17 protein-coding genes are annotated in these 22,229 nt (G+C 51.6%); 7 read left to right on the forward strand and 10 right to left on the reverse strand.

The genetic code is table 11. The features are described from left to right. Positions 1 to 2: 2 nt before the first annotated feature. On the reverse strand, positions 3 to 1,124 hold the full coding sequence (locus tag H9I36_RS03175) for an ABC transporter permease (protein WP_187383939.1): 1,122 nt from the start codon (positions 1,122 to 1,124) through the stop codon (positions 3 to 5). A 9-nt stretch (positions 1,125 to 1,133) separates the two neighbouring features. Beyond that, positions 1,134 to 2,945, reverse strand: a complete 1,812-nt coding sequence (locus tag H9I36_RS03180) for an ABC transporter substrate-binding protein (RefSeq protein WP_187383940.1) — start codon at positions 2,943 to 2,945, stop codon at positions 1,134 to 1,136. Between the two features lie 159 nt (positions 2,946 to 3,104). Between H9I36_RS03180 and H9I36_RS03185 the strand changes: the two genes are divergently transcribed. Next, the gene (locus H9I36_RS03185) at positions 3,105 to 3,962 is read left to right on the forward strand and encodes an NAD(P)-dependent oxidoreductase (RefSeq protein ID WP_187383941.1); all 858 of its coding nucleotides are present in this window, start codon (positions 3,105 to 3,107) and stop codon (positions 3,960 to 3,962) included. 306 nt (positions 3,963 to 4,268) lie between these two features. Here the strand turns inward: H9I36_RS03185 and argS are convergent, their stop codons facing one another. Beyond that, complete coding sequence (argS, locus tag H9I36_RS03190) at positions 4,269 to 6,092, reverse strand: arginine--tRNA ligase (RefSeq protein ID WP_187383942.1); 1,824 nt, start codon at positions 6,090 to 6,092, stop codon at positions 4,269 to 4,271. A 163-nt stretch (positions 6,093 to 6,255) separates the two neighbouring features. On the opposite strand from argS, the gene purE reads away from it, so the two are divergent. The 5 genes from purE (at position 6,256) to purN (ending at position 10,826) form a co-directional block, all read left to right on the forward strand. Beyond that, complete coding sequence (gene purE, locus H9I36_RS03195; RefSeq protein WP_187383943.1) at positions 6,256 to 6,753, forward strand: 5-(carboxyamino)imidazole ribonucleotide mutase; 498 nt, start codon at positions 6,256 to 6,258, stop codon at positions 6,751 to 6,753. Continuing rightward, positions 6,750 to 7,475, forward strand: coding sequence for a phosphoribosylaminoimidazolesuccinocarboxamide synthase (gene purC, locus H9I36_RS03200; RefSeq protein ID WP_187383944.1), 726 nt, complete (start codon positions 6,750 to 6,752; stop codon positions 7,473 to 7,475). Before purE ends, purC begins: the two co-directional genes overlap by 4 nt. A 33-nt stretch (positions 7,476 to 7,508) precedes the next feature. Next, a complete protein-coding gene (gene purF, locus H9I36_RS03205; protein WP_187383945.1) occupies positions 7,509 to 8,951 on the forward strand; it encodes an amidophosphoribosyltransferase in 1,443 nt (480 codons plus the stop codon). 119 nt (positions 8,952 to 9,070) lie between these two features. Further along, the gene (gene purM, locus H9I36_RS03210; protein ID WP_187383946.1) at positions 9,071 to 10,186 is read left to right on the forward strand and encodes a phosphoribosylformylglycinamidine cyclo-ligase; all 1,116 of its coding nucleotides are present in this window, start codon (positions 9,071 to 9,073) and stop codon (positions 10,184 to 10,186) included. Position 10,187: 1 nt separating this feature from the next. Further along, complete coding sequence (gene purN, locus H9I36_RS03215) at positions 10,188 to 10,826, forward strand: phosphoribosylglycinamide formyltransferase (RefSeq protein WP_187383947.1); 639 nt, start codon at positions 10,188 to 10,190, stop codon at positions 10,824 to 10,826. An 83-nt stretch (positions 10,827 to 10,909) separates the two neighbouring features. Here purN and H9I36_RS03220 read toward each other — a convergent pair whose 3' ends face one another. The 3 genes from H9I36_RS03220 to H9I36_RS03230 all read right to left on the reverse strand — a co-directional run bounded on the left by H9I36_RS03220 (position 10,910) and on the right by H9I36_RS03230 (position 15,140). After that, on the reverse strand, positions 10,910 to 12,043 hold the full coding sequence (locus tag H9I36_RS03220; RefSeq protein WP_187383948.1) for an SUMF1/EgtB/PvdO family nonheme iron enzyme: 1,134 nt from the start codon (positions 12,041 to 12,043) through the stop codon (positions 10,910 to 10,912). Positions 12,044 to 12,184: 141 nt separating this feature from the next. Beyond that, entirely contained in the window at positions 12,185 to 12,823 is a 639-nt protein-coding gene (locus tag H9I36_RS03225; RefSeq protein WP_187383949.1) for a lactate utilization protein, read from the reverse strand. 124 nt (positions 12,824 to 12,947) lie between these two features. Beyond that, on the reverse strand, positions 12,948 to 15,140 hold the full coding sequence (locus H9I36_RS03230; RefSeq protein WP_255422638.1) for a toprim domain-containing protein: 2,193 nt from the start codon (positions 15,138 to 15,140) through the stop codon (positions 12,948 to 12,950). Positions 15,141 to 15,438: 298 nt separating this feature from the next. On the opposite strand from H9I36_RS03230, the gene H9I36_RS03235 reads away from it, so the two are divergent. Continuing rightward, positions 15,439 to 16,806 (forward strand): MATE family efflux transporter, encoded by a 1,368-nt coding sequence (locus H9I36_RS03235; protein ID WP_187383950.1) that lies wholly within the window; start codon positions 15,439 to 15,441, stop codon positions 16,804 to 16,806. Positions 16,807 to 16,814: 8 nt separating this feature from the next. On the opposite strand, the gene H9I36_RS03240 is transcribed toward H9I36_RS03235, so the two are convergent. The 4 genes from H9I36_RS03240 to recA form a co-directional block, all read right to left on the reverse strand. Next, a complete protein-coding gene (locus H9I36_RS03240; RefSeq protein ID WP_187383951.1) occupies positions 16,815 to 17,474 on the reverse strand; it encodes an HAD family hydrolase in 660 nt (219 codons plus the stop codon). 58 nt (positions 17,475 to 17,532) lie between these two features. After that, the gene (gene leuS, locus H9I36_RS03245) at positions 17,533 to 20,196 is read right to left on the reverse strand and encodes a leucine--tRNA ligase (RefSeq protein ID WP_187383952.1); all 2,664 of its coding nucleotides are present in this window, start codon (positions 20,194 to 20,196) and stop codon (positions 17,533 to 17,535) included. 285 nt (positions 20,197 to 20,481) lie between these two features. Continuing rightward, complete coding sequence (folK, locus tag H9I36_RS03250; protein WP_370586945.1) at positions 20,482 to 21,000, reverse strand: 2-amino-4-hydroxy-6-hydroxymethyldihydropteridine diphosphokinase; 519 nt, start codon at positions 20,998 to 21,000, stop codon at positions 20,482 to 20,484. A 9-nt stretch (positions 21,001 to 21,009) separates the two neighbouring features. Then, entirely contained in the window at positions 21,010 to 22,215 is a 1,206-nt protein-coding gene (gene recA / locus H9I36_RS03255; protein WP_187383954.1) for a recombinase RecA, read from the reverse strand. Positions 22,216 to 22,229: the final 14 nt, after the last annotated feature.

A 22,229-nucleotide genomic window follows, 5' to 3' on the forward strand; every position in this document is an offset into this window, starting at 1 on the left:
CCTCACTGACTTCCGTAGCGGATGCGCGGATCGACAAAGGCGAGCGCGATATCGGATGCGATCATACCGACGAGAACGAGAAACGAAATAAACATACTGTTCGCAAGCACGAGATTGATATCTTCCTGCAAAACCGCTTCATACATAAGACGCCCGATGCCCGGATAGGCGAAGATGATTTCAAGCACAAGGGAGCCCGAAAAAAGACCCGCAAGCAAATTCGCGCTTCCTGTGATATACGGGTTGAGCGTATTGCGGAACGCGTGATTGAAGTACACCCGTTTTTCGCTCGTACCGCGGGATCTCAAAGCGGTGATATAGGGCATTCCCATTTGATCGAGCATCGTCGCGCGTATCATGCGGAGCGTGGCGACGGTGCCGCCCAAAAACGAAGCGAAGAGCGGAAGAAATGTGTGATGCATATAAGAAAGCGCAAATCGTCCGGGAGAGAGCGAAAACGGAAAATCGGGATAAGCGGTCACCGGAAAAAGACCGGTAGCCGATGCGAAGAGCTGCAGCAAAATCAAAAGCAGTATGCCCGGAAACGCGTGAAAAAAAAGCGCGACGAAAGTTACAGCCGTATCGAGTTTCGTACCCGCTTTGCTTGAAAGGTAGACGCCGAGCAAAAAAGACGTAAAGGTAATGCACACGAGCGAAATGAGATTCAGCACGACGGAATTGACCAGGCGCGATTTTATCAAAAAAGAAACCGGTGCGCGAGAAACGAGAGACACGCCTAAATCGCGATGAACGACGACGCGGCCGAGCCACTTCCAATACTGCACGAAAAAGGAACGGTCGAGTCCGTACTCCGCGCGGAGGGATGCCATCTGTTCGGAAGAAAACGCGTTGTCGGCTTTTGCGCCGGAAGCTGAAGGAGCGCTTTGCGCACTCGACATGATCTGCTGCGTCATCATCCGGTCGACGATATCGCCGGGAGCGAGCGCCATAAGAGCGAACATCGAAAGGCCGAGCAAAAAAAGAAGGGCAAGCATCGTAATAAAACGGGCGCTTATATACGACGCGAGCGGAAAAGTTTTTCGAAACCTCCGCCACGGAAACGAAAGCGAGCCGAAGGCGGCAGCGATTATATTATTAATATTGATTTTATCCGTACTACGCATCACAGTGTCCTATTGTTTTAAAAAAACGTAATCAAGCATCGCACCGTTCAAATTGTCGTAATACACGTTCGACTGATCCCATCGGTTTCGAATCGCAAAAAAGCTCCGGGGGCGGACGAGATAGATGACGGGACACTCGTCGAGCAAAATCCGCTGGTATTCGTTCCAAATCGCAAAGGCCGCATCCCGATCTATCGTATAATTTCCCTTACTGTAGAGCCGGTCGATACGCGCTTCCCATTCGGTAGCGGGAGCCGCCTGCAGCGGGTACCACAAGTGTAGGTTTCCGGACGAGGGCCACACGTTGCTCCCCTGCGACGGAAAGAGCGGAGTGCCGAGCGCGATGATCACCGACTGCCAATCGTAAGTTGCCGTCAAAGATTCGACGAGCTTTTGAAAATCGACTTGGCGGACGTTTACCTTTATGCCCGCCTTTGCGCATTCGTCGGCGATGATCTGCGCGATATCGTTTGCAAGCGTACTCGTCGACGGAATCGCCAAATCGAATTCGACAAGAGCGCCATTCGAATCATAGAGAATGCCGCCCTTCTCTTCCATGCCGCATTTTTTTAATATTTTTTTTGCCTCGTCGATGTTATAACGCCAGCGGAGCGTGATGTCGGGATTGTAGTACGGATTTGCACGAGAGAAAAAATAGTACATCGGCTCGGCAAGCCCCCGATACGTCTGCACGATGATGCGCTCGCGATTTAAAAGGCAGCTCATCGCCTGACGGAATTCCTTTTGCGTAAACCACGAATAAAAAGGTTTTTCTTCGTTTACGGGATTTTGATTGAACGACCACAGAGAAGATCCGAGAGAGCCTTCAGCGTTGAATACCGTAAAATCTCTTTGATCGGCGACCGCTTCGTTTACGTCTTCGGGACGGAGCTGATACGTTTCGAGTTTTCCCTGACGGAACAAAAGGTAATCCGTGTTTTGATCTCCGACGATCTGCAAAACTTTTTCTTCGGGATAAGGTTCCGCGCCTCCGTTTGCATCTTTATTCCAATAGTGAGGATTGCGCTTGAGCACGATGCGCTGAGAAGGCGCATATTCTGCGATATACCACTTACCCGCCGAAGGGAGAGATCGCGGAGAAGACGCGATGCTGAAAAGATTTTTTACCGCATCGATACCTCCCGTCTCTTTTGCCGGACGATAGATAAACGACGGACAGATATTCATATTGACTGCAAGGAGGGGTTCGGCGACGATGCGCGGAAACAGAAAATCGAAACGCTTTTCATCGATCTTTACGATATCGATATGGCGGACGGAACCGTCGTCCATCGTCATAAACTGCTGCGGATAACCGGAGCTTTGAAAGGCTTTGTCACCCGCAATTTCATCATACCAAAAAACGACATCGTCGCTCGTAACGGGAATCTTTTCAGGCGAATCGTAATACGTCCAGTACATATCGTCACGGAGCGTACAGTGCAGCGTGAGCGTCCCTTTTTGCTTGTCGATGTCGATCGCGTAAGAGGCGGCGCGCGGCGACCACTTTCGAAGCGTCGGATCGTAATCGAAAAGAAAATCGGTCGTCTGCGCGATAAGGGAACTCGACGATGCATCGCGCTCGGCGATATAGTGATTGAACGTTTTCGGATCGGTCATAACCGAATCGTACCACGTACCGCCCGCCCTTCCCGGAACATAGGGGCCGCCTGTCCACGGCTTCGATCGAGTGTGCGAAAGCATTTCGCCGTTCATCGCTTCGATCGCCGAATCAATTTCTTCTTCGGTCATTTCGGGAACGCGCGTACACGAAGCACAGACGCAAAGCAAAGTGGCGGCAAATATCGCTATACGCTTCATAGCTTATTGTCGCACATTGAAAAGAACGCGTCAACTTGCGAGGGTTTTCGAATTCCATCCGTGAGCGATGCAGCCGCACATCACTCCGTTTTCCGGTAGTATAAACCTGTCGTTTTATATAAAATGAAAACGACAATACGGTACAGGAGGAGCGGCAGTATGAAAAAAATCGGTTTTATCGGAGTCGGGATCATGGGAAAGTCGATGGTTCGCAATCTCATGAAAGCTGGATTCGAGCTTCGCATATTCGCCCGGCATAAGCAAAACGTCGAAGACGTCATTTCCGAAGGCGCCGTCTTTTGCGACAGCATTTCGGACTGCGTCAAAGGCTCCGACGCGGTTATCACGATCGTAGGCTTTCCGCCCGACGTCGAAGACGTGTATTTTTCTCCCGGAAAAATTATGGACAGCGCGAAAAAGGGAACATATCTCATCGATATGACGACGACGAGCCCGACGCTTGCCGAGCGTTTGTATCGCGAAGGAAAAGCGAAGGGCTTTCACGTGATCGACGCGCCGGTTACCGGAGGCGACACGGGTGCAAAAGCGGGTACGCTTTCCATTCTCGCAGGCGGAGACAAAGAAGATTTCGAAGCGTGTATGCCGCTTTTCAAAGCGATGGGAACGAATATCAATTATCAGGGCAAAGCGGGAAACGGTCAGCATGCGAAAATGGCGAATCAAATACTGATCGCGGGCGCACTTTCGGGCGTGTGCGAAGCGTTTGCGTACGCGAAAGCAAAGGGCCTCGATTTGAACGTATTGTTAAAATCGGTTGCGACCGGAGCGGCAGGAAGCAAGCAGCTCGACGCGTTCGGCCCGAAGCTCATCGCGGGCGACTACGCTCCGGGCTTTAAGCTCAAGCATTTTATTAAAGACATGACGCTCGCCGATGAAGAAGCGAAAAAAGCGGGACTGCATCTCGGAGTGCTCGAACACGTACTCGAAAATTATAAAGCGCTCGAAAAAGAAGGATTGGGCGAAGACGGCACGCAGTCACTCATAAAGCGCTATTAGGCTGAAGCGCCAATATATGCACAGGGCAACCGCACCAAAAACTATATTCGCTAAAAAATAGTATGTAACGTAAAAAGTCGGCTGCACTCCCGGCAGCAGCCCTGCCGTTCGCCGCGACAGACCGTGATCGGAATCGGACTGCGCAAACTTTTTTAAAAAAGTTTGCGCGCCATCGGTCTGAGCGGCTCGGCGGCAGTACCGCTGCCTCGCGTTCCGCTTTTTTTATTTACTCATATGATTTTTTTATGGTGTACATTTTTGGTACGTTCGTCCTGTTGGCGATGTCTCTTCCGCTGCCCCGCTCCTCTACATCTTTTCCAAATACGGCACGAGCACGAGATACATCGCGTTCTTTAAAACGGTGAGTGTGCATTCGGCAAGGAAGAGGCGCCCTCTCACGAGCTCCGTTTTTTCCGCGGCGAGGATCGGGCATTGCTGATAGAATTTGCCGAACGCTTTGCTTATGTCGTACAAATACTGCGCGACCACGCTCGGATCGAGCGCTTCCGCAGCTTTTGCGACGACGGACGGAAAGTCGCCGAGTTTTTTTATTAAATCCCATTCGCTTTCCGACGAAAGAAGAGAAACGGCTTCTCCGCTTTTATCCGGAGCGATGCCGCTTTCTTCCGCTTTCCGCAAAATCGACGCGATGCGCGCACCCATGTACTGCAGATAGGGGCCGGTGTTTCCGGTAAAGGACAGCGACTCTTCGGGATTAAAGAGCATATCTTTGACAGGAGCTACGTTCAATAAATAATAATGGAGGGCTGCGAGCGCAATCTTTTCCGCGACATCGTCAGCATCTCCGACTTCCGCTTCTCTGCCTTTCGCTTCGATCTCCTTGAAAGCTTGGGCGTGCAGTTCGTCGATCAAATCGTCGGCGTCGACGATCGTGCCTTCCCTGCTTTTCATTCTGCCGCTCGGCAAATTGACAAGACCGTAACTTAAATGATAAAGGTCATTCGCCCAATCGAAGCCGAGTTTTTTCAGTATGTAAAAGAGCACTTTAAAATGATAGATCTGTTCGCTTGCGACGACATAGACGAGACGGTTGAACGGCCAGTCGTCATGCCGGCTGATCGCCGTACCGATATCCTGCGTCATGTAGACGGATGTACCGTCTTTCCGGAGCAGCACTTTTTCGTGCTCGCGGTCATCTTTACTTCCGACGACTTCGCTCACGTCGATGCGCACGGATCCGTCGGCAGCTTTGAAAAATATGCCCTTTTCAAGTCCCGCTTTGATTTCGTCTTTACCTTTGAGGTAGGTTTCGCTTTCGAAATAGAGTTTATCGAAGGATACGCCGGTGCGCGTATAGGTTTTTTCGATACCCGAAAGCGTCCAATCGTTCATCGTTTTCCAAAGCGCGCGCACATCCTCATCGCCTGATTCCCACGCTCTCAGCATCTCTTCCGCTTCGGATACGGCTTCGGGATGCTCTTTTGCATACGCATCGAATTCGACATAGCACCGGCCGACAAAGTGATCGCCCTTTATGCCGAGCGTTTCAGGCGTGTCGCCTTTTGCTTCGTGAAAGAGTTTATACGCGAGCATCGACTTGCAGATGTGTATGCCGCGGTTATTGATGATGTTCACTTTGTACACTTCCGCACCGGCTTCTTTTAAAATGCGGCTCACGCTTTCACCGAGCGCATCGTTTCTCATGTGTCCGAGATGGAGCGGTTTATTCGTGTTCGGACTCGAATATTCGACCATAACCCGCTTTCCGGCGAAGGGCTTTTCCCCGCCGTCGCCTTTCGAACCGTACTCGCTTCCCTCTTGGGCGATACGCGAAAGGATGGCAAAAGAAGCCGCCGATTTATCGAGCTTGACGTTTACGTAGGGGCCCACAGCAAGGAATTCGCCGACGGAAGATACGGAGATCTCTTCAAACGACGTTTCGGAATTGATAATGCGCACGACACTTTGTGCGATCGCGGGAGGTGCGAGTCGGAAAAGTTTCGCATAGGCGAACATCGGAACGCCGATATCGCCCATAGAGGGATCGGGAGGAGTCTGCAGCGTCAAACTGCCGGCATCAATGCTCGATGCATCCGGATTTTTTTCGGCGATAAATCGATTCAAAGCCGCAGCAACCACAATGCGGCAAGCGCTTTTTGCATCATTCATAGGCGCTATGATAACCTTTACGGCGAGTTTTGTACATTACCCGATAAGCTGTTTGTCGCTCGAATTCGTCATCGATTTTGGAAATTGTCATTCCCACAAGGCGATGCCGATATTTTTTTTACATAACCTTGATTGTGCGCGATCGTTGTGATATAGTTCGTATATGAAAGTCGCAATCTTTTTCGGCTCGAAATCCGATACGGCAAAAATGGCAAAGGCTGCCGATGTACTCAAAGACTTCGGCGTCGAGTACGAAGCGTTTATCATCTCCGCGCACCGTACGGGAAACCTGCTCCGTGCGGCGGTCGAAAAAGTCGAACGTGAAGGCGCCGAAGTAATCATCGCCGGTGCAGGTCTTGCAGCCGCCCTACCCGGCGTGATCGCGGGTATGACGGTGCTGCCGGTTATCGGTGTGCCTCTTGAAAGCGTATCGGAAGGTTCGAACGGTCTTGCAGGTTTCGACGCGCTCCTTTCCATCGTGCAGATGCCGCCGCAGATTCCCGTCGCGACCGTCGGCATCGGAAACGCAAAAAATGCCGCTTATCTTGCCCTTGAAATTCTTGCATTGAAATATCCCGAAATAAAAACAAAGCTTATCGAATTTCGCAAAAAACTTGCGGATGACGCCGCGCAGCAGGGCGGCAATGGAGTATCGCTATGAACGAAAACGTCGTTAAAAAAGAACAGCTCTACGAAGGCAAAGCAAAAAAAATCTTTGCAACTTCCGATCCCGATCTCGTCATTATGGAATACAAAGATTCCGCGACGGCGTTTAACGGTGCAAAAAAAGGCACGATCGAAGACAAGGGCATCATGAACAACGAAATCTCGGCAAAGCTCTACGAGCTGCTCAATTCATGGGACGTGCCGACGCATTTTATTAAAAAACTTTCCGACCGCGAAGTGCTCTGCAGAAAAGTGAAAATCATTCCGCTCGAAGTGATCGTGCGGAACGTCGCCGCGGGTTCGTTCAGTAAACGTCTCGGAGTGCCCGAAGGAACGGAGCTTAAAACGACGGTTTTTGAAATATCGTACAAGTGCGACGAGCTCGACGATCCGCTCATCAACGATTACCACGCGGTCGCTATCGGAGCTGCAACGTGGGATGAGCTCCATCGCGTTTACGAAATCACGGCTCAAGTCAACACGATCCTCACGCATTTCTTTTTGCGCTGCGGAGTGCGCCTTATCGACTTTAAGCTCGAATTCGGTAAGGATAAAGACGGCGTCATATTTCTCGCCGACGAGATTTCGCCGGATACATGCCGTTTTTGGGATGCAAAGACGAACGAAAAGCTCGATAAAGACCGCTTCCGCCGCGACCTCGGCAACGTCAAAGAAGCCTATGTCGAAATGCTCGGCCGCATCGAAAAAGAACTCTGATTATTAATTAACAATTTTACGGACGGCGGCGGTATGAACGATTTAACCGATGAAGAAGATGTTCTCCATGACGAATGCGGTGTTGTCGGCGTGTATTTGAATAATGCATCCGGCGATACGGCTTCGATGAGCGCTTCTTCCCTTGCTTATTACGGTATGTATTCGCTGCAGCACCGCGGTCAGGAAAGCGCGGGGATTGCCGTATCGGACGGAAGCGACGTCAAAGCACATAAGCTTATGGGGCTTGTCGCCGACGTTTTTAAACGCGAAGACCTCGATGCTCTTTCGGGAAGGATCGCCGTCGCGCACGTCCGTTATGCGACCGCCGGCGGCTGTACGATCGAAAACGCACAGCCCATGGTCTACCGCTTCAAGCTCGGCACCGTCGCCGTTGCGCACAACGGTCAGCTTGTCAATTACGAACAGCTTCGCGAAATGCTCGAAGAGAGCGGCTCGACGTTCAATTCGACGAGCGATACGGAAGTTATCGTCAAATTCATCGCAAAAAGCTATAAAAAGGGACTCGAACGCGCACTTACCGATACGATTCAGCTTATCAAAGGTTCGTTCGCGCTCTGCGTTATGACGCAGGACTGCCTCATCGGTGCGCGCGATCCGAACGGCATCCGCCCGCTCTGTCTCGGAAAACTCGCAGGCGGCTGGGTGCTTGCAAGCGAAAGCTGCGCGATCGATGCGATGGGAGCCGATTTCGTGCGCGATATCCGTCCCGGCGAAATCGTCATCATCAACGGCGACGGCGTACTCTCGTTCGAGTTCGGGGAAAAGACATCGAAGCGATCGTGTATTTTCGAATACGTATACTTCGCGCGTCCCGATTCGATACTCGACGAAATCCCCGTGCAGGAAGCAAGGCTTCGCATGGGAGCGATGCTTGCAAAAGAAAATCCCGTATCGGCGGACGTCGTCATCGGAGTGCCCGACAGCGGACTCGGAGCCGCACTCGGCTATTCGCGGGCGGCGGGCATTCCCTATGCGACGGGTATCGTCAAAAATAAATACATCGGCAGATCGTTTATCGCACCGACGCAAAAAGAGCGGGAAAATACCGTATTCGTCAAACTCAATACGATCAAAAACGAAATAAACGGAAAGCGCGTCATCGTCATAGACGATTCGATCGTACGGGGTACGACGAGCAGGCGCCTCATTCAAATACTGCGCAAAGCGGGCGCAAAAGAAGTACACTTACGCGTTTCGAGCCCGCCGGTAAAATTTCCGTGTTATTTCGGAATCGATACGCCGCGCAGAGCGGAACTCATCTCATCGGATCACGACGTCGAAGCGATACGCGAAGAGATCGGTGCCGATTCGCTCGCGTTTTTGAGTATGGACGGTATGCTCGAAGCGCTTCGCTCGTGCAATCCCGAACAATACGGTTACTGTAAAGGCTGCTTTACAGGCGAATATCCCGTAGCGGTGCCCGGAGAGATCCGAAGCGTACAGCTGCGGTGCTAGTAAAAATTATTAATTAATAATATCTGACTAAATGTGGAGCTGTCCAAAAGTAACCGACTCTTGAGACAGCACTATTTTCGGAAGACGGTTTGTAATTATTTCGATAAAGGCGGGGCGATATGGCGAAAACCATCGATTACAAAAAAAGCGGCGTCGACGTCGGCGAAGGATATAAAGCGGTCGACGAATACAAAAAATCGGCGGCGAAAACCGCGATCCCGGGACTTTTGACGGGTATCGGAAGCTTCAACGGTATGTTCGCCGTGCCGAAACACATCAAAGAACCCGTTATGGTAAGCGGTACGGACGGCGTCGGCACAAAACTCGACATCGCCTTTAAGATGAAAAAATACGATACCGTCGGCATCGACTGCGTTGCGATGAGCGTCAACGATATCCTCTGCTCAGGTGTGCCGACGCTTTTTTTTCTCGACTACATCGCCTGCGGTTCGCTCGATGCGAAGATCGCGGGCAAAATCGTAGAAGGAATCGCCACAGGCTGCAAAGATGCGGGCTGCGCGCTGCTCGGAGGCGAAACCGCTGAAATGCCGGGCTTTTACGACAAGGGCAAATACGACGTCGCGGGTTTCGGCGTCGGCATCGGTGAAAAAAAAGAGCTTATAACCGGGAGCAAAACACGAGCGGGAGACGTACTCATCGGTCTTTCGTCGACAGGCGTTCATTCGAACGGTTATTCGCTCGTACGAAAACTCGTTACCGATTTCAGCGAACCTTTTTGTTCGGACGGAAAGCATGATCGAAAAACGATCGGTGATGTACTTTTGACGCCGACGCGCATCTACGTGCGGCCGGTTATGGACGTACTCAAAACGTACCGGACTTCGATACACGGCATGGTACACATCACGGGCGGCGGATTTTATGAAAATCTCCCGCGCATGTATCCCCGTGCAAAGGAAAATCAAAAACAGCTCATATCGATTATTAAAAACGGAAGCTGGGACGTGCCCCCTATTTTTGCGGAGCTCGTAAGGCGGGGAGCCGACGAAAAGCGCATGTTCGAAACTTTCAATATGGGAATCGGCTTTGTGCTTGCAGTAAAAAAAAGCGACGCCTGCGCGATCGTCGATCGATTCAACAAACACGCAAAGCGCTTTTCGGTCAAAGGCATCCCCGACATGAAAGCCTATACGATAGGGCGCGTCGCCGCATCCGAAAAAGAAATCCGCGGAAACGTCAAAGGCAATAAAGCGATGACGCTCTTTGAGGAATGAAATGCTTTCGATCGCAGTTTTCGTTTCGGGAAGCGGCACGAATTTGCAGGCGCTCATCGATTATGAAAAATCGCACGCTTCGTGTCCCTACCGTGTCAGCCTCGTCGTAAGCGACAGAAAAGACGCTTATGCGCTCGAACGCGCAAAAAAGGCGGGAGTCGCGACGGAGCTCGTAAGCGCGTACGCGGTACTCGGAAAAGAAAAAGCGGAGGCCGCATCGCGCGATGAAAAGCGCCTCTCCGTTTCGAACGCGGCTCTCGCCGCATGCAAAAAACACAAAGCGGACGCGATCGTTCTTGCCGGCTGGCTTACGGTTTTATGCGGCCCCATAATAGGCGAGTACGGCGGAAAGATCATCAATCTGCATCCCGCCCTGCTTCCGAAATTCGGAGGCGTGGGTATGTGGGGACGGCGCGTACACGAAGCGGTCATCGCCGAAGGCGAAAAGGAAAGCGGCTGCACCGTGCATTTTGTCGATTCGGGCTGCGACACGGGGGCGATCCTCGTGCAAAAAAAAGTAGACGTCATGCCCGGCGATACGGCGGACACATTGTACGCGCGGATAGCGCCAGTCGAACACGAAGCGATAGTCGAAGGCGCCTGCCTCCTTGCGGAGAGGCTCTCGGAGAAGGTCGATTAGAGGGCGGGCAGAGACTTATTCTCTTTTCCCTTCTTTCGCTTCCGCTCTTACCGCACCCCGCTGAAATCAAGCCGGTATTTCGTTCACGGCTTTTGCGCCGCAACATATCCTGCAAAGCACCAGCCTTCCGTGCCGTCATGTAAGCGTACCTTTATCCACGGAGCCGTTATGCCGTCTATCGTTTCCTTTTTCCCTTCTTCAAGTACCGTAAGCGGACTTCCCTTTCCTGCCAGTACGACTTTTTCACCCCGTACATTCGGAGCTGCGCGAATATTCAAGTTATCCGCAGCATATACTCTCTTACCCGCCGAATAACGGCTGCCGAAAAGTCCTTGTGCCGATTCACTAATACCCGCTGCGTTCCGAACCATACGAACCCCTGTATAATATCTTTCCAAGGGGTCGCTACCGCCTTTTTTTGCCAAGACCGCCATAAATAAAAGCACATCTTTCCCTACATTTTGAGATTTTGTGTAACTTACACAAGCACCACATGAAAGACGTGATTTATTTATTCCTTCCTCACCTGCGGAATTCGGCTTTATATCCCAACACCATTCCCATGCGTTCCCGAATACATCGTATAAACCGACAGGGTTCGGCTCAAGTTTTCCCACCGGCTCGGTCGATGATGAATTCGTAGCAACCCATGCATACCTTTCTACCGGCCTCTTTTCCCACCACTTCGTTTTTATTCCCTCCAAACCGCCCAGTGCAAAATATATCCATTCGCTTTCTTCCGGAAGTCTGTATCCGTCCGCTTTTTTATTCACAACAATCTCAGGCATTTTTACCGGTTCGGGATACGTATACGAGCTTTGTACCGGCATATCTCCTTTTAACGTATAAACAGGCGTATACCCTTCTTTTTTGCTTCGCCAGTTACAATATTCGAGCGCTTCATAAAATGTCATACCCACAGCAGCCGATTCGGGATACGCCATGAGATTATAATAATTCAGCTGTACCGCCGTAATCTTATAGAATTCCTTTTTGCCGGTTTCATTTATAAATGCTTCCCACTCGTTGCGCGTCGTTTCATATTTTTGTACGTATAAATCGGGAACCGTTACTTCTTCGGAACCGATACCCAGCAGCTTTTTCCAATTGTACGTTCCGCCTTGCACGAATACGGTTTCGATCACGGGGAGACTTTCTTTCGCCGTACAACAAAACACAACGGTTGTAAGCAGTAAAACTATAATATTTTTTTTCATCGTTAATCTCCCAATTTTAATTGCTGTAAAGGACGTATGACAGACAATGTATATTCCTGTATCCCTGCACCGGGGTCGTGCTCTTGCCACGGTTCATTTTGAACCAAAGTTGATACTTCTTTGTTGTCAATTTTTTTATGATTAAAACCCGAGCGTTTCTCCGACGAGGACGACTTTGATCCTTCCCGCGGGTTTGCACAAGCGCGTGTGCACGATGTACGAGCAGATGCTGTCGGTGCTTTTGCAGTCGGCGCAGCTTCCCGTCGTTTTGCAGGGCGTTCGTATGTCGAAGCGCTGTGCATTGACGGGAGCCGCCGTATTGCGCGCGCGGGAAGTCGCGTCTTCGGCGGTCTTTACGACTTTGTTCATACTGCACGCGACGATGACGCTTTTCGGACCGAACGTCATCGCTGCAACTCGGTTGCCGTTTCTGTCGACGTTGACGATTTCGCCGTCTTCCGAAATCGCGTTCGCTCCCGTCAAATACGTATCGCACAAAAGCGCGCGCCGCATGATTTCGATTTTCTCTTCCTGCGACTGTGCCGTACTGCGGTCGATGACGCGCCATCCGCCTTTTTTTACGCGATCTATGACGCCGAGCGCTTCCATCGTCACGGAGCCGCCCCAGGATACGACATCCGTCTTCGGTATGAGTGAGAGAATTTTTTCAGCCGCTTCCGCGCATGACGCGCAGTAATAAGCGTCGAAGTGCCGAAGCGAAAGCGCTTTTATGAGGCCTGCTCCGAGTTTTTCGTTTCTGATCCGTTCCGCCTTATCCATAAAATCCTCCGTATAAAAACATATACGAATGAAGTCGTCTTAAAAGCTCTCACTTTCTGACACGCATCTTTCGATTCACCGAACCGATGCGCACACGCCGAGTCAAAGGCGCCGACCGATACGCTTACGCGTCGATTTCGGAAGCGAGGTGATGTACGATAAAGTTTCTGCGTTCGGGCGTATTTTTTCCCATATAAAACTGCAGCACTTTCGGCACGTTTTTCAGCGATTCGATCGACACCGGAGTCAAATGCATACCGCGGTCTTCACCGTCGCCTTCTTTTCGCGGACGGATAAACTGTCCGAATTCGTTCGGGCTGATTTCGCCCAAGCCTTTAAATCGCGTCACTTCCGCGCCCGCTCCGAGCGCTTTCAATTCTTTGTCGCGGGACGCTTCGCTGTAGCAGTAGCGCGTCGTCGTTTTATTTCTCACGCGGAACAGCGGCGTTTCAAGGATGTACACGTGACCGCGTAAAACTATCTCTTCGAAATACAGCAAAAAATACGTGAGCACGAGATTTCGGATATGGAAGCCGTCGTTATCGGCATCGGTTGCAATGACGATTTTATCGTAGCGGAGATCTTCGATATCCTTTTGAATACCGAGCGAAAAGGTGAGGTTTTTCAGTTCTTCGTTTTCATAGAGCGCCGACTTCCGCCTGCCGTACATGTTTTCGGGTTTTCCGCGGAGTGAAAAAATCGCCTGCGTCGCAACGTCGCGGCAGCCGACCATCGAGCCGGTTGCCGAATCGCCTTCCGTTATAAAGATCATCGACTCCGCGCCTTCTTCTCCGTCCTGCACGTGATAGCGGCAGTCTTTAAGTTTGGGGATTTTGAGCGTAACGCTTTTTGCCGCTTCGCGGATCTGCTTGTCGGTAACGTTGTTGATTTCGGCGTGCGCTTTTTGATTTTTAATAATTTTTTCTTCGATCGCGCCTGCGACGTCGGGATTGTGACGCAGCCAATCGTCGATCGCGAACTGCGTTTCTTTCATAATCGGCGAGCGCACTTCGACGTTGCCGAGCTTGTTTTTCGTCTGGCTCGTAAACATGGGATTGTCGATGCCGATCTTGAGCGCGACGAAAAGCCCGCCCGCCGCATCGCGTACGTCGTATTCTTTTTTATAAAAGGCGCTGATACCCTTCGTAAAGCCGTCGAGAAAGGACGTTACGTGGGTACCGCCGTCTTCGGTGCTCTGTCCGTTTACGAACGAATAAACGAATTTGTCGAGACTGTTCGTATGCGTGAGGACGAATTGAATCGCTTTGCCGTTATACGAAAACATAGGATAGAGCGGCTTGCTCTTTCCCATTTCGTTTAAAAGCAAATCTTCCAATCCTTTTTCGCTTTTATATTCTTTACCGTTGCAGCTGATGAGGAGCCCCGGATTGAGGTAAGCGTAATTCCACAAACGCTTTTCGACCATATCCATATTGAACGTGTACGGGCCGAAAATTTCTTCGTCGGGAACGAATTCGAGATAGGTGCCGTTTTTGACGCCGTCTTTCGCTTTGCCGAGTTTTTCGCCCGTCTTTTCGCCGTGCGCGTATTCGACGACGGCCATTTTGCCGTCGCGCACCGATGCCGCCCGAAAATACGAAGAGAGCGCATTCGTCGCTTTGATGCCGACGCCGTTCATACCGATCGCCTGCTTGAACACCGTATTGTTGTACTTTGCGCCGGTGTTTACGTTCGACACGCAGTCGTCGAGTTTGCCGAGCGGAATGCCTCGCCCGTAATCGCGGATTTTTACGCGCCCGTCGCGGATATCGATATCGATTCGCTTTCCGAAGCCTTGAGAAAATTCGTCGACCGCATTGTCGATACCTTCTTTTAATAAAATATAGATGCCGTCGTTTTCGTTCGATCCGTCGCCGAGACTGCCGATATACATGCCGGGCCGGAGCCGTATGTGTTCGAGCCCTTCGAGGTGCAAAATGCTGTCTTCATCGTATATGCCGTGTTTCGGAGTCGGCCGCTTGGCGATGTCGGAAAGTTTTTTTGCAGCCGCCGAATGCGCTCCGCCCGAAGCGGTTTTCGCTGCTTCCCGCGAAGCTCCGGTTGTTGTTTTCGCCGCGTTTTTTTTTGCAGCGCTTGCAGACAGTTTATTCGCTTCTTTTACCGCGCTTTTTTTACCGGCGGCGGAAGCCGTTTTTTTCGCTGCCGTTTTCGGCTTTGCGCTCTTCGATTTTGCAGATTCGGCGCGCTTTTCTTTCGCTTGAGTTTTTTTTGCCGGAGCAGCTTTCGCTCCGCTTTTCGCATCGGTTTTTTTTGCGGCCGCGGCAAGCAGTCCGCCTTTTTTTTGAATACCACCCATATAATCAGTATATAGCAATTTCCCGCACGGAGCAAGGACACGCATATCACACTAACCAAACGGCAATAAGCAAAAAAGAACCGATGATGTACGGCAGTCGTGAAGTTTTATTCATGGTTTTATCTTCACTTTACGAAGTCGCAATTCCTATTTTCAATTTATATTTACTTGCTAATATTTCTTTAATCGCTCCTATTTGTCAAGAACGCTATTACAGCGAATGCCCCGCGTGCTCGCTTTCTACACTCGCTTTCGTACAAACTGGACAAAGGCGTAAAAGCGCGGTACAGTAAAACGCATGACGCGTGACGGCAACAACGGCACATCCGCTTTCATCCTCACAGGACCGGTATGGCGCTCGCTCCTTTCGTTTTTTTTCCCGATTCTGCTCGGCACTTTTTTTCAGCAGCTATACAATACGGTCGATGCCGTTATCGTCGGGCAATTTCTCGGCAAAGCAGCCCTTGCCGCCGTAAGCGGAGGAAGCGGCGTCTACGTCAATCTCCTCGTAGGATTTTTTCTCGGAGTATCGAGCGGCGCAACGATCATAATCTCTCAATTTTACGGCGCCAAACGCGAGCACGAGCTGAGCCGAGCCGTACACACCGCTATGGCGATGTCGATATGGGCGGGCATCTTTATGTCCGTCGCCGGCGTTTTCGCTTCCGCTCCCGCGATGAAAGCGATATCGACACCGAACGATATCTTTCCGCTTTCGGTAACCTACCTCCGAATCTTTTTTGCCGGCGCCCTTCCGATGTTCGTCTATAACGTCGGATCGGGCATTTTGCGCGCGCTCGGCGACAGCAAAAGCCCCTTTATCATACTCGTTGTAGGCTGCGTCGCGAACATTTTCCTCGATCTCCTCTTCGTTGCAGTCTTCCGCTTCGGAGTTGCGGGGGCGGCGTGGGCAACCGTTATTTCGGAAGTCATCTGTACGGTTTTGACGCTCGTAAAACTCATGCGGGAACCGAACCGCTACGCCCGCCTCGTCATCGGAAAAATCCGTTTTACGCCGCACCTCCTTTCACGCATGAGTGCAATAGGACTTCCGGCCGGCATGCAAGCATCGCTCTATACCGTTTCAAATTTAATAATTCAATCGAATATCAATTCATTCGGAACGGACGCCGCAGCTGCATGGGCGGCATACGGCAGGCTTGATTCCGTCTTTTGGATGACCGTAAGCTCCTTCGGCATTGCAATCACAACCTTTGCCGGTCAAAACTACGGCGCACGCAAAATCGATCGTATGAAAAAGGCGACGATACAGGGGCTCGGTATGGCGGGAGGAGCTGCCCTCTTTTATACGCTGATCTTTTATCTTTTCGGACAATATTTCTTTTTGCTCTTTACGCACGACGAAGCGGTAATCGAGCAGGGAAAATCGCTGCTGCATTTTTTGCCGCTCTTTTTTATCGCCTACGTTCCGATCGAAATACTTTCCGGCACGATCCGCAGTACGGGCGAAACGTTCAAGCCTATGATCATAACGATGCTCGGCGTATGCGTGCTGCGCGTCGCGTGGATTTTCACAGCCGTTCCGCTGCATAACACGCTTCTAACCGTCGTCGCCTGTTATCCGATCACGTGGACTGCGACCGCTGTCGCTTTTTTTATCTACTACGGCAGAGGAAAATGGCTTATCGGCAAGGCGACGGATTAAACGCTCCGTCACGCACCGACGGCAGCCGAAAGCTCTTTTGCGTTATTGACGATTTTTTGCGCTCCGTGTTCGGCAAGGAATTCGCTTTCCTTAAAACCCCACGAAACGCTGATGCACGGGATGCCCGCATTTTTTGCAGTTTCTATATCGACTTCGGAATCGCCGACGTACACGCAGTCTTTTTTTTCCGCTCCGATTTTTTTAATAATTTCAAACACCGAATCGGGTGCGGGCTTCGTTTTGATACCGTCTCTCGTTCCGACGGCGGCATCGAAAAGGCGGGGAAAATACATTTCGGCAAGAATCCGCACGGCTTCATCCGGCTTATTCGAAACAACAGCGGTTTTTATGCCGGACGCGCGCAGAGACGCGAGCAGTTCGGGAATGCCGTCGTAGGGTTTTGTCGCATCGGCGCAGTGAGCTTTATAACGGGCGTTATAATCTTCGAATACTTTATCGAAAAGGGCATCCGCCGTACCTTCGGGCACTGCGCGCCGAATCAATTTTACCGCACCGTTTCCGACAAAGCGCCGCACTTCTTCGCGCGTCCGCTTCGGAAAACCGTTCGCTTCGAGGGCGTAGTTTACGCTTGATGCCAAATCGTCGAGCGTGTCGAGGATCGTGCCGTCCATATCGAAGATAACCGCTTTATAATGCAATCCGCTCATCGCTTTACGCCCCTTATCACCGTGTTCCGAAGTATCCCCGCCGCATCCCGCCGCCGAATCACTGTACGACGATATTGACGAGTTTATCCGGCACGACAATCATTTTAACAATTTTTTTACCTTCGATGTGCTTTGCAGCGCTTTCCTCCGCAAGCGCCGTCTTTTCAAGTTCGTCTTTCGGCGTACCGCTTGCCGCTTGAAAGGTTGCGCGGAGTTTTCCGTTTACCATAACGGCTATCGTTTTCGTATCGTCGGCAGAATATTTTTCGTCGATCGCGGGCCACGATTCGTATGCGACTGTCCCGTCGTGACCGAGTTTTTGCCACAGCTCTTCGCCCAAATGCGGCGCGTAGCACGAAAGCATTTTGACAAAGCCTTCCCACATGACTTTCGGCACGACGGAAAGCTTCGACACTTCATTGATAAAAATCATCATCTGACTGATCGCCGTATTGAACGAAAGGCTTGCCGTATCGTCGCTCACTTTTTTTACCGTTTGCGCGTAGGTTTTCCGCGCAGATGCAAGAGAAGCGTCGTCGAGTGTGCCGAAGATATCGATATCGCCGATTTCCTTTTCGCTCACGTTCCACACTTTTTCGAGAAAGCGGTTTATGCCGACGATGCCCTGCGTATTCCACGGCTTCGACATCGTCAGCGGCCCCATAAACATTTCGTACATGCGTACGCTGTCCGCGCCGTAAAGCTGTATCTCTTCGTCGGGATTTACGACGTTTTTCAGCGACTTGCTCATCTTTGCGACGACGCGTTCGAGTTTTTCACCCGTCGCTTTTTCGATATAGACGCCGTCTTTTTCTTCGACCATGTCGGTTGGCACGAGGGTTTTATTTTTGCGCTCGTATGCAAACGACGTGATCATCCCCTGATTGACCAGGCGGCGGAAGGGTTCTTTCGTAGACACGGCTCCGATATCGTAGAGGACTTTGTGCCAAAAGCGCGCGTACAAAAGGTGAAGCACCGCGTGCTCGGCACCTCCGACATAGAGATCGACCGGCATCCAGTATTTTTCTTTTTCGGGAGCGCAAAAACGCTCGCCGTTGTGCGGGTCGAGATAGCGCAGATAATACCAGCAGCTTCCCGCCCACTGCGGCATCGTGTTCGTTTCGCGTTTCGCTTTTCCGCCGCACTTGGGGCACGTGCAGTTCACCCACTCGTCGATCCCCGCAAGCGGACTTTCCCCCGTGCCCGTCGGCTGATAGGTTTTTACATCGGGCAATACGAGGGGCAAATCCTTTTCGTCGACGGGAACGACGCCGCAGGCCGGGCAATGCACGAGCGGGATCGGCTCGCCCCAATAGCGCTGTCGGCTGAAAATCCAATCGCGCAGTTTATAGTTTACCGCTTCTTTGCCGATACCCTTTTCGGAAAGCCATGCTATCATGTCTTTGATCGTCTGTTTCGTAGCCGTTCCCGTAAAGGCACCGCTGTTGATCGAATACCCGTCCGCACTCGTGCACGCATCGGCGACGTTGAAGATTTCGGGATGCGCTTCGACAAGTTTTCGATATGCCGCCTCGTCTTTTGCGGCGTTCAATAAAATCGCCTGTCCCGCTTTTTCGTCTCCGCCGCCGAGGGAAGCGGCTTCTTCTTTCGATGCGACGACTTTTACGATCGGCAAATCGAATTTTTTTGCAAAGTCCCAGTCGCGCTCATCGTGCGCGGGAACGGCCATAATCGCACCGGTGCCGTACGAAATAAGTACGTAGTCCGAAATCCAAATCGGAATCTCACGACCGTTTACCGGGTCGATCGCATAGCTTCCGGTAAACACGCCCGTTTTATCTTTTGCCAAATCGGTGCGCTCAAGGTCGGATTTTTTTGCGGCGCTTTCGACGTATGCGGCGACGGCTTCTTTTTGCTCGTCGGTCGTAAGCTTTGAAACGAGCGGGTGTTCGGGCGCGATAACCATGTACGTCGCACCGAAAAGCGTGTCCGCTCGCGTCGTGTAAACCGTGAGCTTATCTCCGCTCGCTTTGCCGTCTTTGCCTGCGACAGCGAAATCGACTTCTCCTCCCGTCGATCGTCCGATCCAGTTTTCCTGCATGAGCTTGACGCTTTCAGGCCAATCGAGTTCGTCCAAATCTTCGAGCAATCTGTCGGCGTACGCGGTGATCTTTAAAACCCACTGCCGGATCGTTTTGCGCGTAACGGGAGAACCGCAGCGTTCGCATTTTCCTTCTTTGACTTCTTCGTTTGCGAGCCCCGTCTTGCAGCTCGGACACCAGTTTATCGGAGAATCCGTTTCATAAGCGAGACCGCGCTTGTACAGCTGTAAAAAAATCCACTGCGTCCATTTATAATAAGTTTCTTTGCACGTGATGACGCACCTGTCCCAATCGTAGGAAAAACCGAGCGCTTTGATCTGCTGCGTAAAGTGTTCGATGTTCGCCATCGTCGAAGTTGCCGGATGCGTGCCCGTTTTAATCGCATAGTTTTCGGCGGGCAAACCGAATGCGTCGTAGCCCATCGGATGCAAAACATTGTACCCGTTCATGCGGAGATAGCGGCAATAGATATCGGTCGCCGTATAACCTTCCGGGTGTCCGACGTGTAAGCCCGCGCCGCTCGGATACGGAAACATATCGAGAACGTAGCGCCGCTTTTCTTTCGGCACCGATTCGTCTTCCGTCGTTTTGAAGGTTTTATTTTTTTCCCAATATTTTTGCCACTTAGGTTCGATCGATTCAAAAGGATATTTTGACATAGGTACTCCAATCGTTTTGTGCGCACTGCAAATTATTTTCGCGTTTTTCATTATACTTGCACGGAAAGGCAGTGGCAAGACGGAGCGCGAAGATTTCGAGCAGTGCGGAACTTGCAACGAGCGCGGAGCGCGAAGTTCCCCGCGCAGAAATTTCCGCGCGTCTCCCATAAAAGAAAAATGCGATGAGCGTTTTTCGACTCTCGACTTAAAAAAGCAAAATCGGTTCTAAAAATCCGTCGCACCGTTTCCGCAAGCTTCGCATTGCGTTTACGCGTCTCAGTTTTATCAATCGCTGCAGCGCTCTATGCGCTGATCGGAGAGCTTTTCCAAATCCGCACCGTATTTTTTTATCAAAAGAGAAGCCGCACCCCTATCATCATCTCCGCGGGCACGGCGCTTTAATATTTCGAGGAACGGGGCAAGCACAAAGGCTCTTTCGCGCATTCTCGGATGCGGGATCGTAAGAGTTTCGTCGTCGATTTCCATATCGCCGAAAAGTTCGATATCGATGTCGAGGGAACGAGGTCCGAAGCGCACTTCTTTTTTACGGTTGCGTCCGTACTTCGCTTCAATCTTGTGAATTTCGGCAAGGAGATCGTGCGGCGTAAGCCCTTCGCGGACGGCGCCGCAGACGACCATATTGTAAAAATCGCTTTGATCGGCGATGTAGAGCGCCTGTGTGCGGTACAGCGAAGAAGCGGCAAACGTAACGAAAAGCGGGCGCAGCTCCGCACAGGCCGCCTTTACTATATCGATCGACGGCATGGAGCGGTACGGCATATTCGAGCCGATACCGAGCGTCACTTCATGCAATCAAAAAAGCTCCTCTTCGTTCGCCGCGGGTTTTACCCCCGCCTTTACCCCGTCGCTTTTTTTCACATCGGCGGCAGAGCGAGCATCCGCTTTTTGTGCGGCGGGTTTTGCCGCTTCCGCTTTTGCGTCGGCTTTTCCCGCATCGCCCTTTGCCGCGCCGTCTTTCATCTTGAGCGCTTGCCCCGGAAAGAGTTCGGCGCGCAATTTTTTTTCGATATTTGCGGCAAAGTCTTTATTCGTTTCGAGGAACTGCACCGCGTTTTCTTTACCCTGCCCGATTTTATCTTCTCCCGCAGAATACCACGCGCCGCGTTTTTCGATGAGGCCGTGCTTTACCGCAGAATCGAGGAGGCTCGCCGAAGCGGATACGCCTTTTCCGAAATAGATGTCGAGCTCGACTTTGCGGAACGGAGGGGCGACTTTGTTTTTGACGACTTTTACGCGCACGCGGTTTCCCATCGCGTCTTCGTCGCCCTTCCCTTCGATCGATTCTATGCGGCGGATTTCGAGACGCACCGACGAATAAAATTTAAGCGCATTGCCGCCCGTCGTCGTTTCCGGATTTCCGAACATGACGCCGATCTTCATGCGGATTTGATTTATAAACACGAGGATCGCATTCGACTTGCCGATGATCGCCGTGAGTTTTCTGAGCGCTTGGCTCATAAGGCGCGCCTGCAAACCCATGTGGCTGTCGCCCATTTCTCCTTCGATTTCCGCCTGCGGAGTTAAAGCCGCGACAGAGTCTATGACGATGATATCGACCGCACCCGAGCGGATCAAATCTTCTGCGATCTCAAGCGCCTGCTCTCCCGTGTCCGGCTGCGATACCCAAAGATCGTCGATATTGACGCCGAGGCTTTTCGCATACTGGGGGTCGAGGGCGTGCTCCGCGTCGATAAAAGCGGCGATGCCTCCGAGCTTTTGCGCTTCGGCGATCGCATGGAGGGCAAGCGTCGTCTTTCCCGAAGACTCCGGCCCGTACATTTCGATGATGCGTCCGCGAGGATACCCTCCGATGCCGAGCGCTTCGTCGAGCAAAATCGAGCCGGAGGGGACTACGTCGAAACCCGCTGTATCCGCCTTCGTGCCGAGCTTCATCAGAGAACCCGCGCCGTATTGCTTTTCGATCTGGAGCCGAGCGGCTTCCAAAGCCTTTAATTTTTCCGACTTATCCGCCATCTGGTTTACAGCTGCCGTTGCCATTACACACCTTCCTT

Source organism: Treponema sp. Marseille-Q4130 (assembly GCF_014334325.1).
In the GTDB taxonomy this organism is placed as follows: domain Bacteria; phylum Spirochaetota; class Spirochaetia; order Treponematales; family Treponemataceae; genus Treponema_D.

Excerpts from the sequence above, each read along its gene's own strand:
- H9I36_RS03175 (WP_187383939.1), bottom strand. The coding sequence starts at position 1,124 with ATGCGTAGTACGGATAAAATCAATATTAATAATATAATCGCTGCCGCC.
- H9I36_RS03180 (WP_187383940.1), bottom strand. The coding sequence starts at position 2,945 with ATGAAGCGTATAGCGATATTTGCCGCCACTTTGCTTTGCGTCTGTGCT.
- H9I36_RS03185 (WP_187383941.1), top strand. The coding sequence starts at position 3,105 with ATGAAAAAAATCGGTTTTATCGGAGTCGGGATCATGGGAAAGTCGATG.
- argS (WP_187383942.1), bottom strand. The coding sequence starts at position 6,092 with ATGAATGATGCAAAAAGCGCTTGCCGCATTGTGGTTGCTGCGGCTTTG.
- purE (WP_187383943.1), top strand. The coding sequence starts at position 6,256 with ATGAAAGTCGCAATCTTTTTCGGCTCGAAATCCGATACGGCAAAAATG.
- purC (WP_187383944.1), top strand. The coding sequence starts at position 6,750 with ATGAACGAAAACGTCGTTAAAAAAGAACAGCTCTACGAAGGCAAAGCA.
- purF (WP_187383945.1), top strand. The coding sequence starts at position 7,509 with ATGAACGATTTAACCGATGAAGAAGATGTTCTCCATGACGAATGCGGT.
- purM (WP_187383946.1), top strand. The coding sequence starts at position 9,071 with ATGGCGAAAACCATCGATTACAAAAAAAGCGGCGTCGACGTCGGCGAA.
- purN (WP_187383947.1), top strand. The coding sequence starts at position 10,188 with ATGCTTTCGATCGCAGTTTTCGTTTCGGGAAGCGGCACGAATTTGCAG.
- H9I36_RS03220 (WP_187383948.1), bottom strand. The coding sequence starts at position 12,043 with ATGAAAAAAAATATTATAGTTTTACTGCTTACAACCGTTGTGTTTTGT.
- H9I36_RS03225 (WP_187383949.1), bottom strand. The coding sequence starts at position 12,823 with ATGGATAAGGCGGAACGGATCAGAAACGAAAAACTCGGAGCAGGCCTC.
- H9I36_RS03230 (WP_255422638.1), bottom strand. The coding sequence starts at position 15,140 with ATGGGTGGTATTCAAAAAAAAGGCGGACTGCTTGCCGCGGCCGCAAAA.
- H9I36_RS03235 (WP_187383950.1), top strand. The coding sequence starts at position 15,439 with ATGACGCGTGACGGCAACAACGGCACATCCGCTTTCATCCTCACAGGA.
- H9I36_RS03240 (WP_187383951.1), bottom strand. The coding sequence starts at position 17,474 with ATGAGCGGATTGCATTATAAAGCGGTTATCTTCGATATGGACGGCACG.
- leuS (WP_187383952.1), bottom strand. The coding sequence starts at position 20,196 with ATGTCAAAATATCCTTTTGAATCGATCGAACCTAAGTGGCAAAAATAT.
- recA (WP_187383954.1), bottom strand. The coding sequence starts at position 22,215 with ATGGCAACGGCAGCTGTAAACCAGATGGCGGATAAGTCGGAAAAATTA.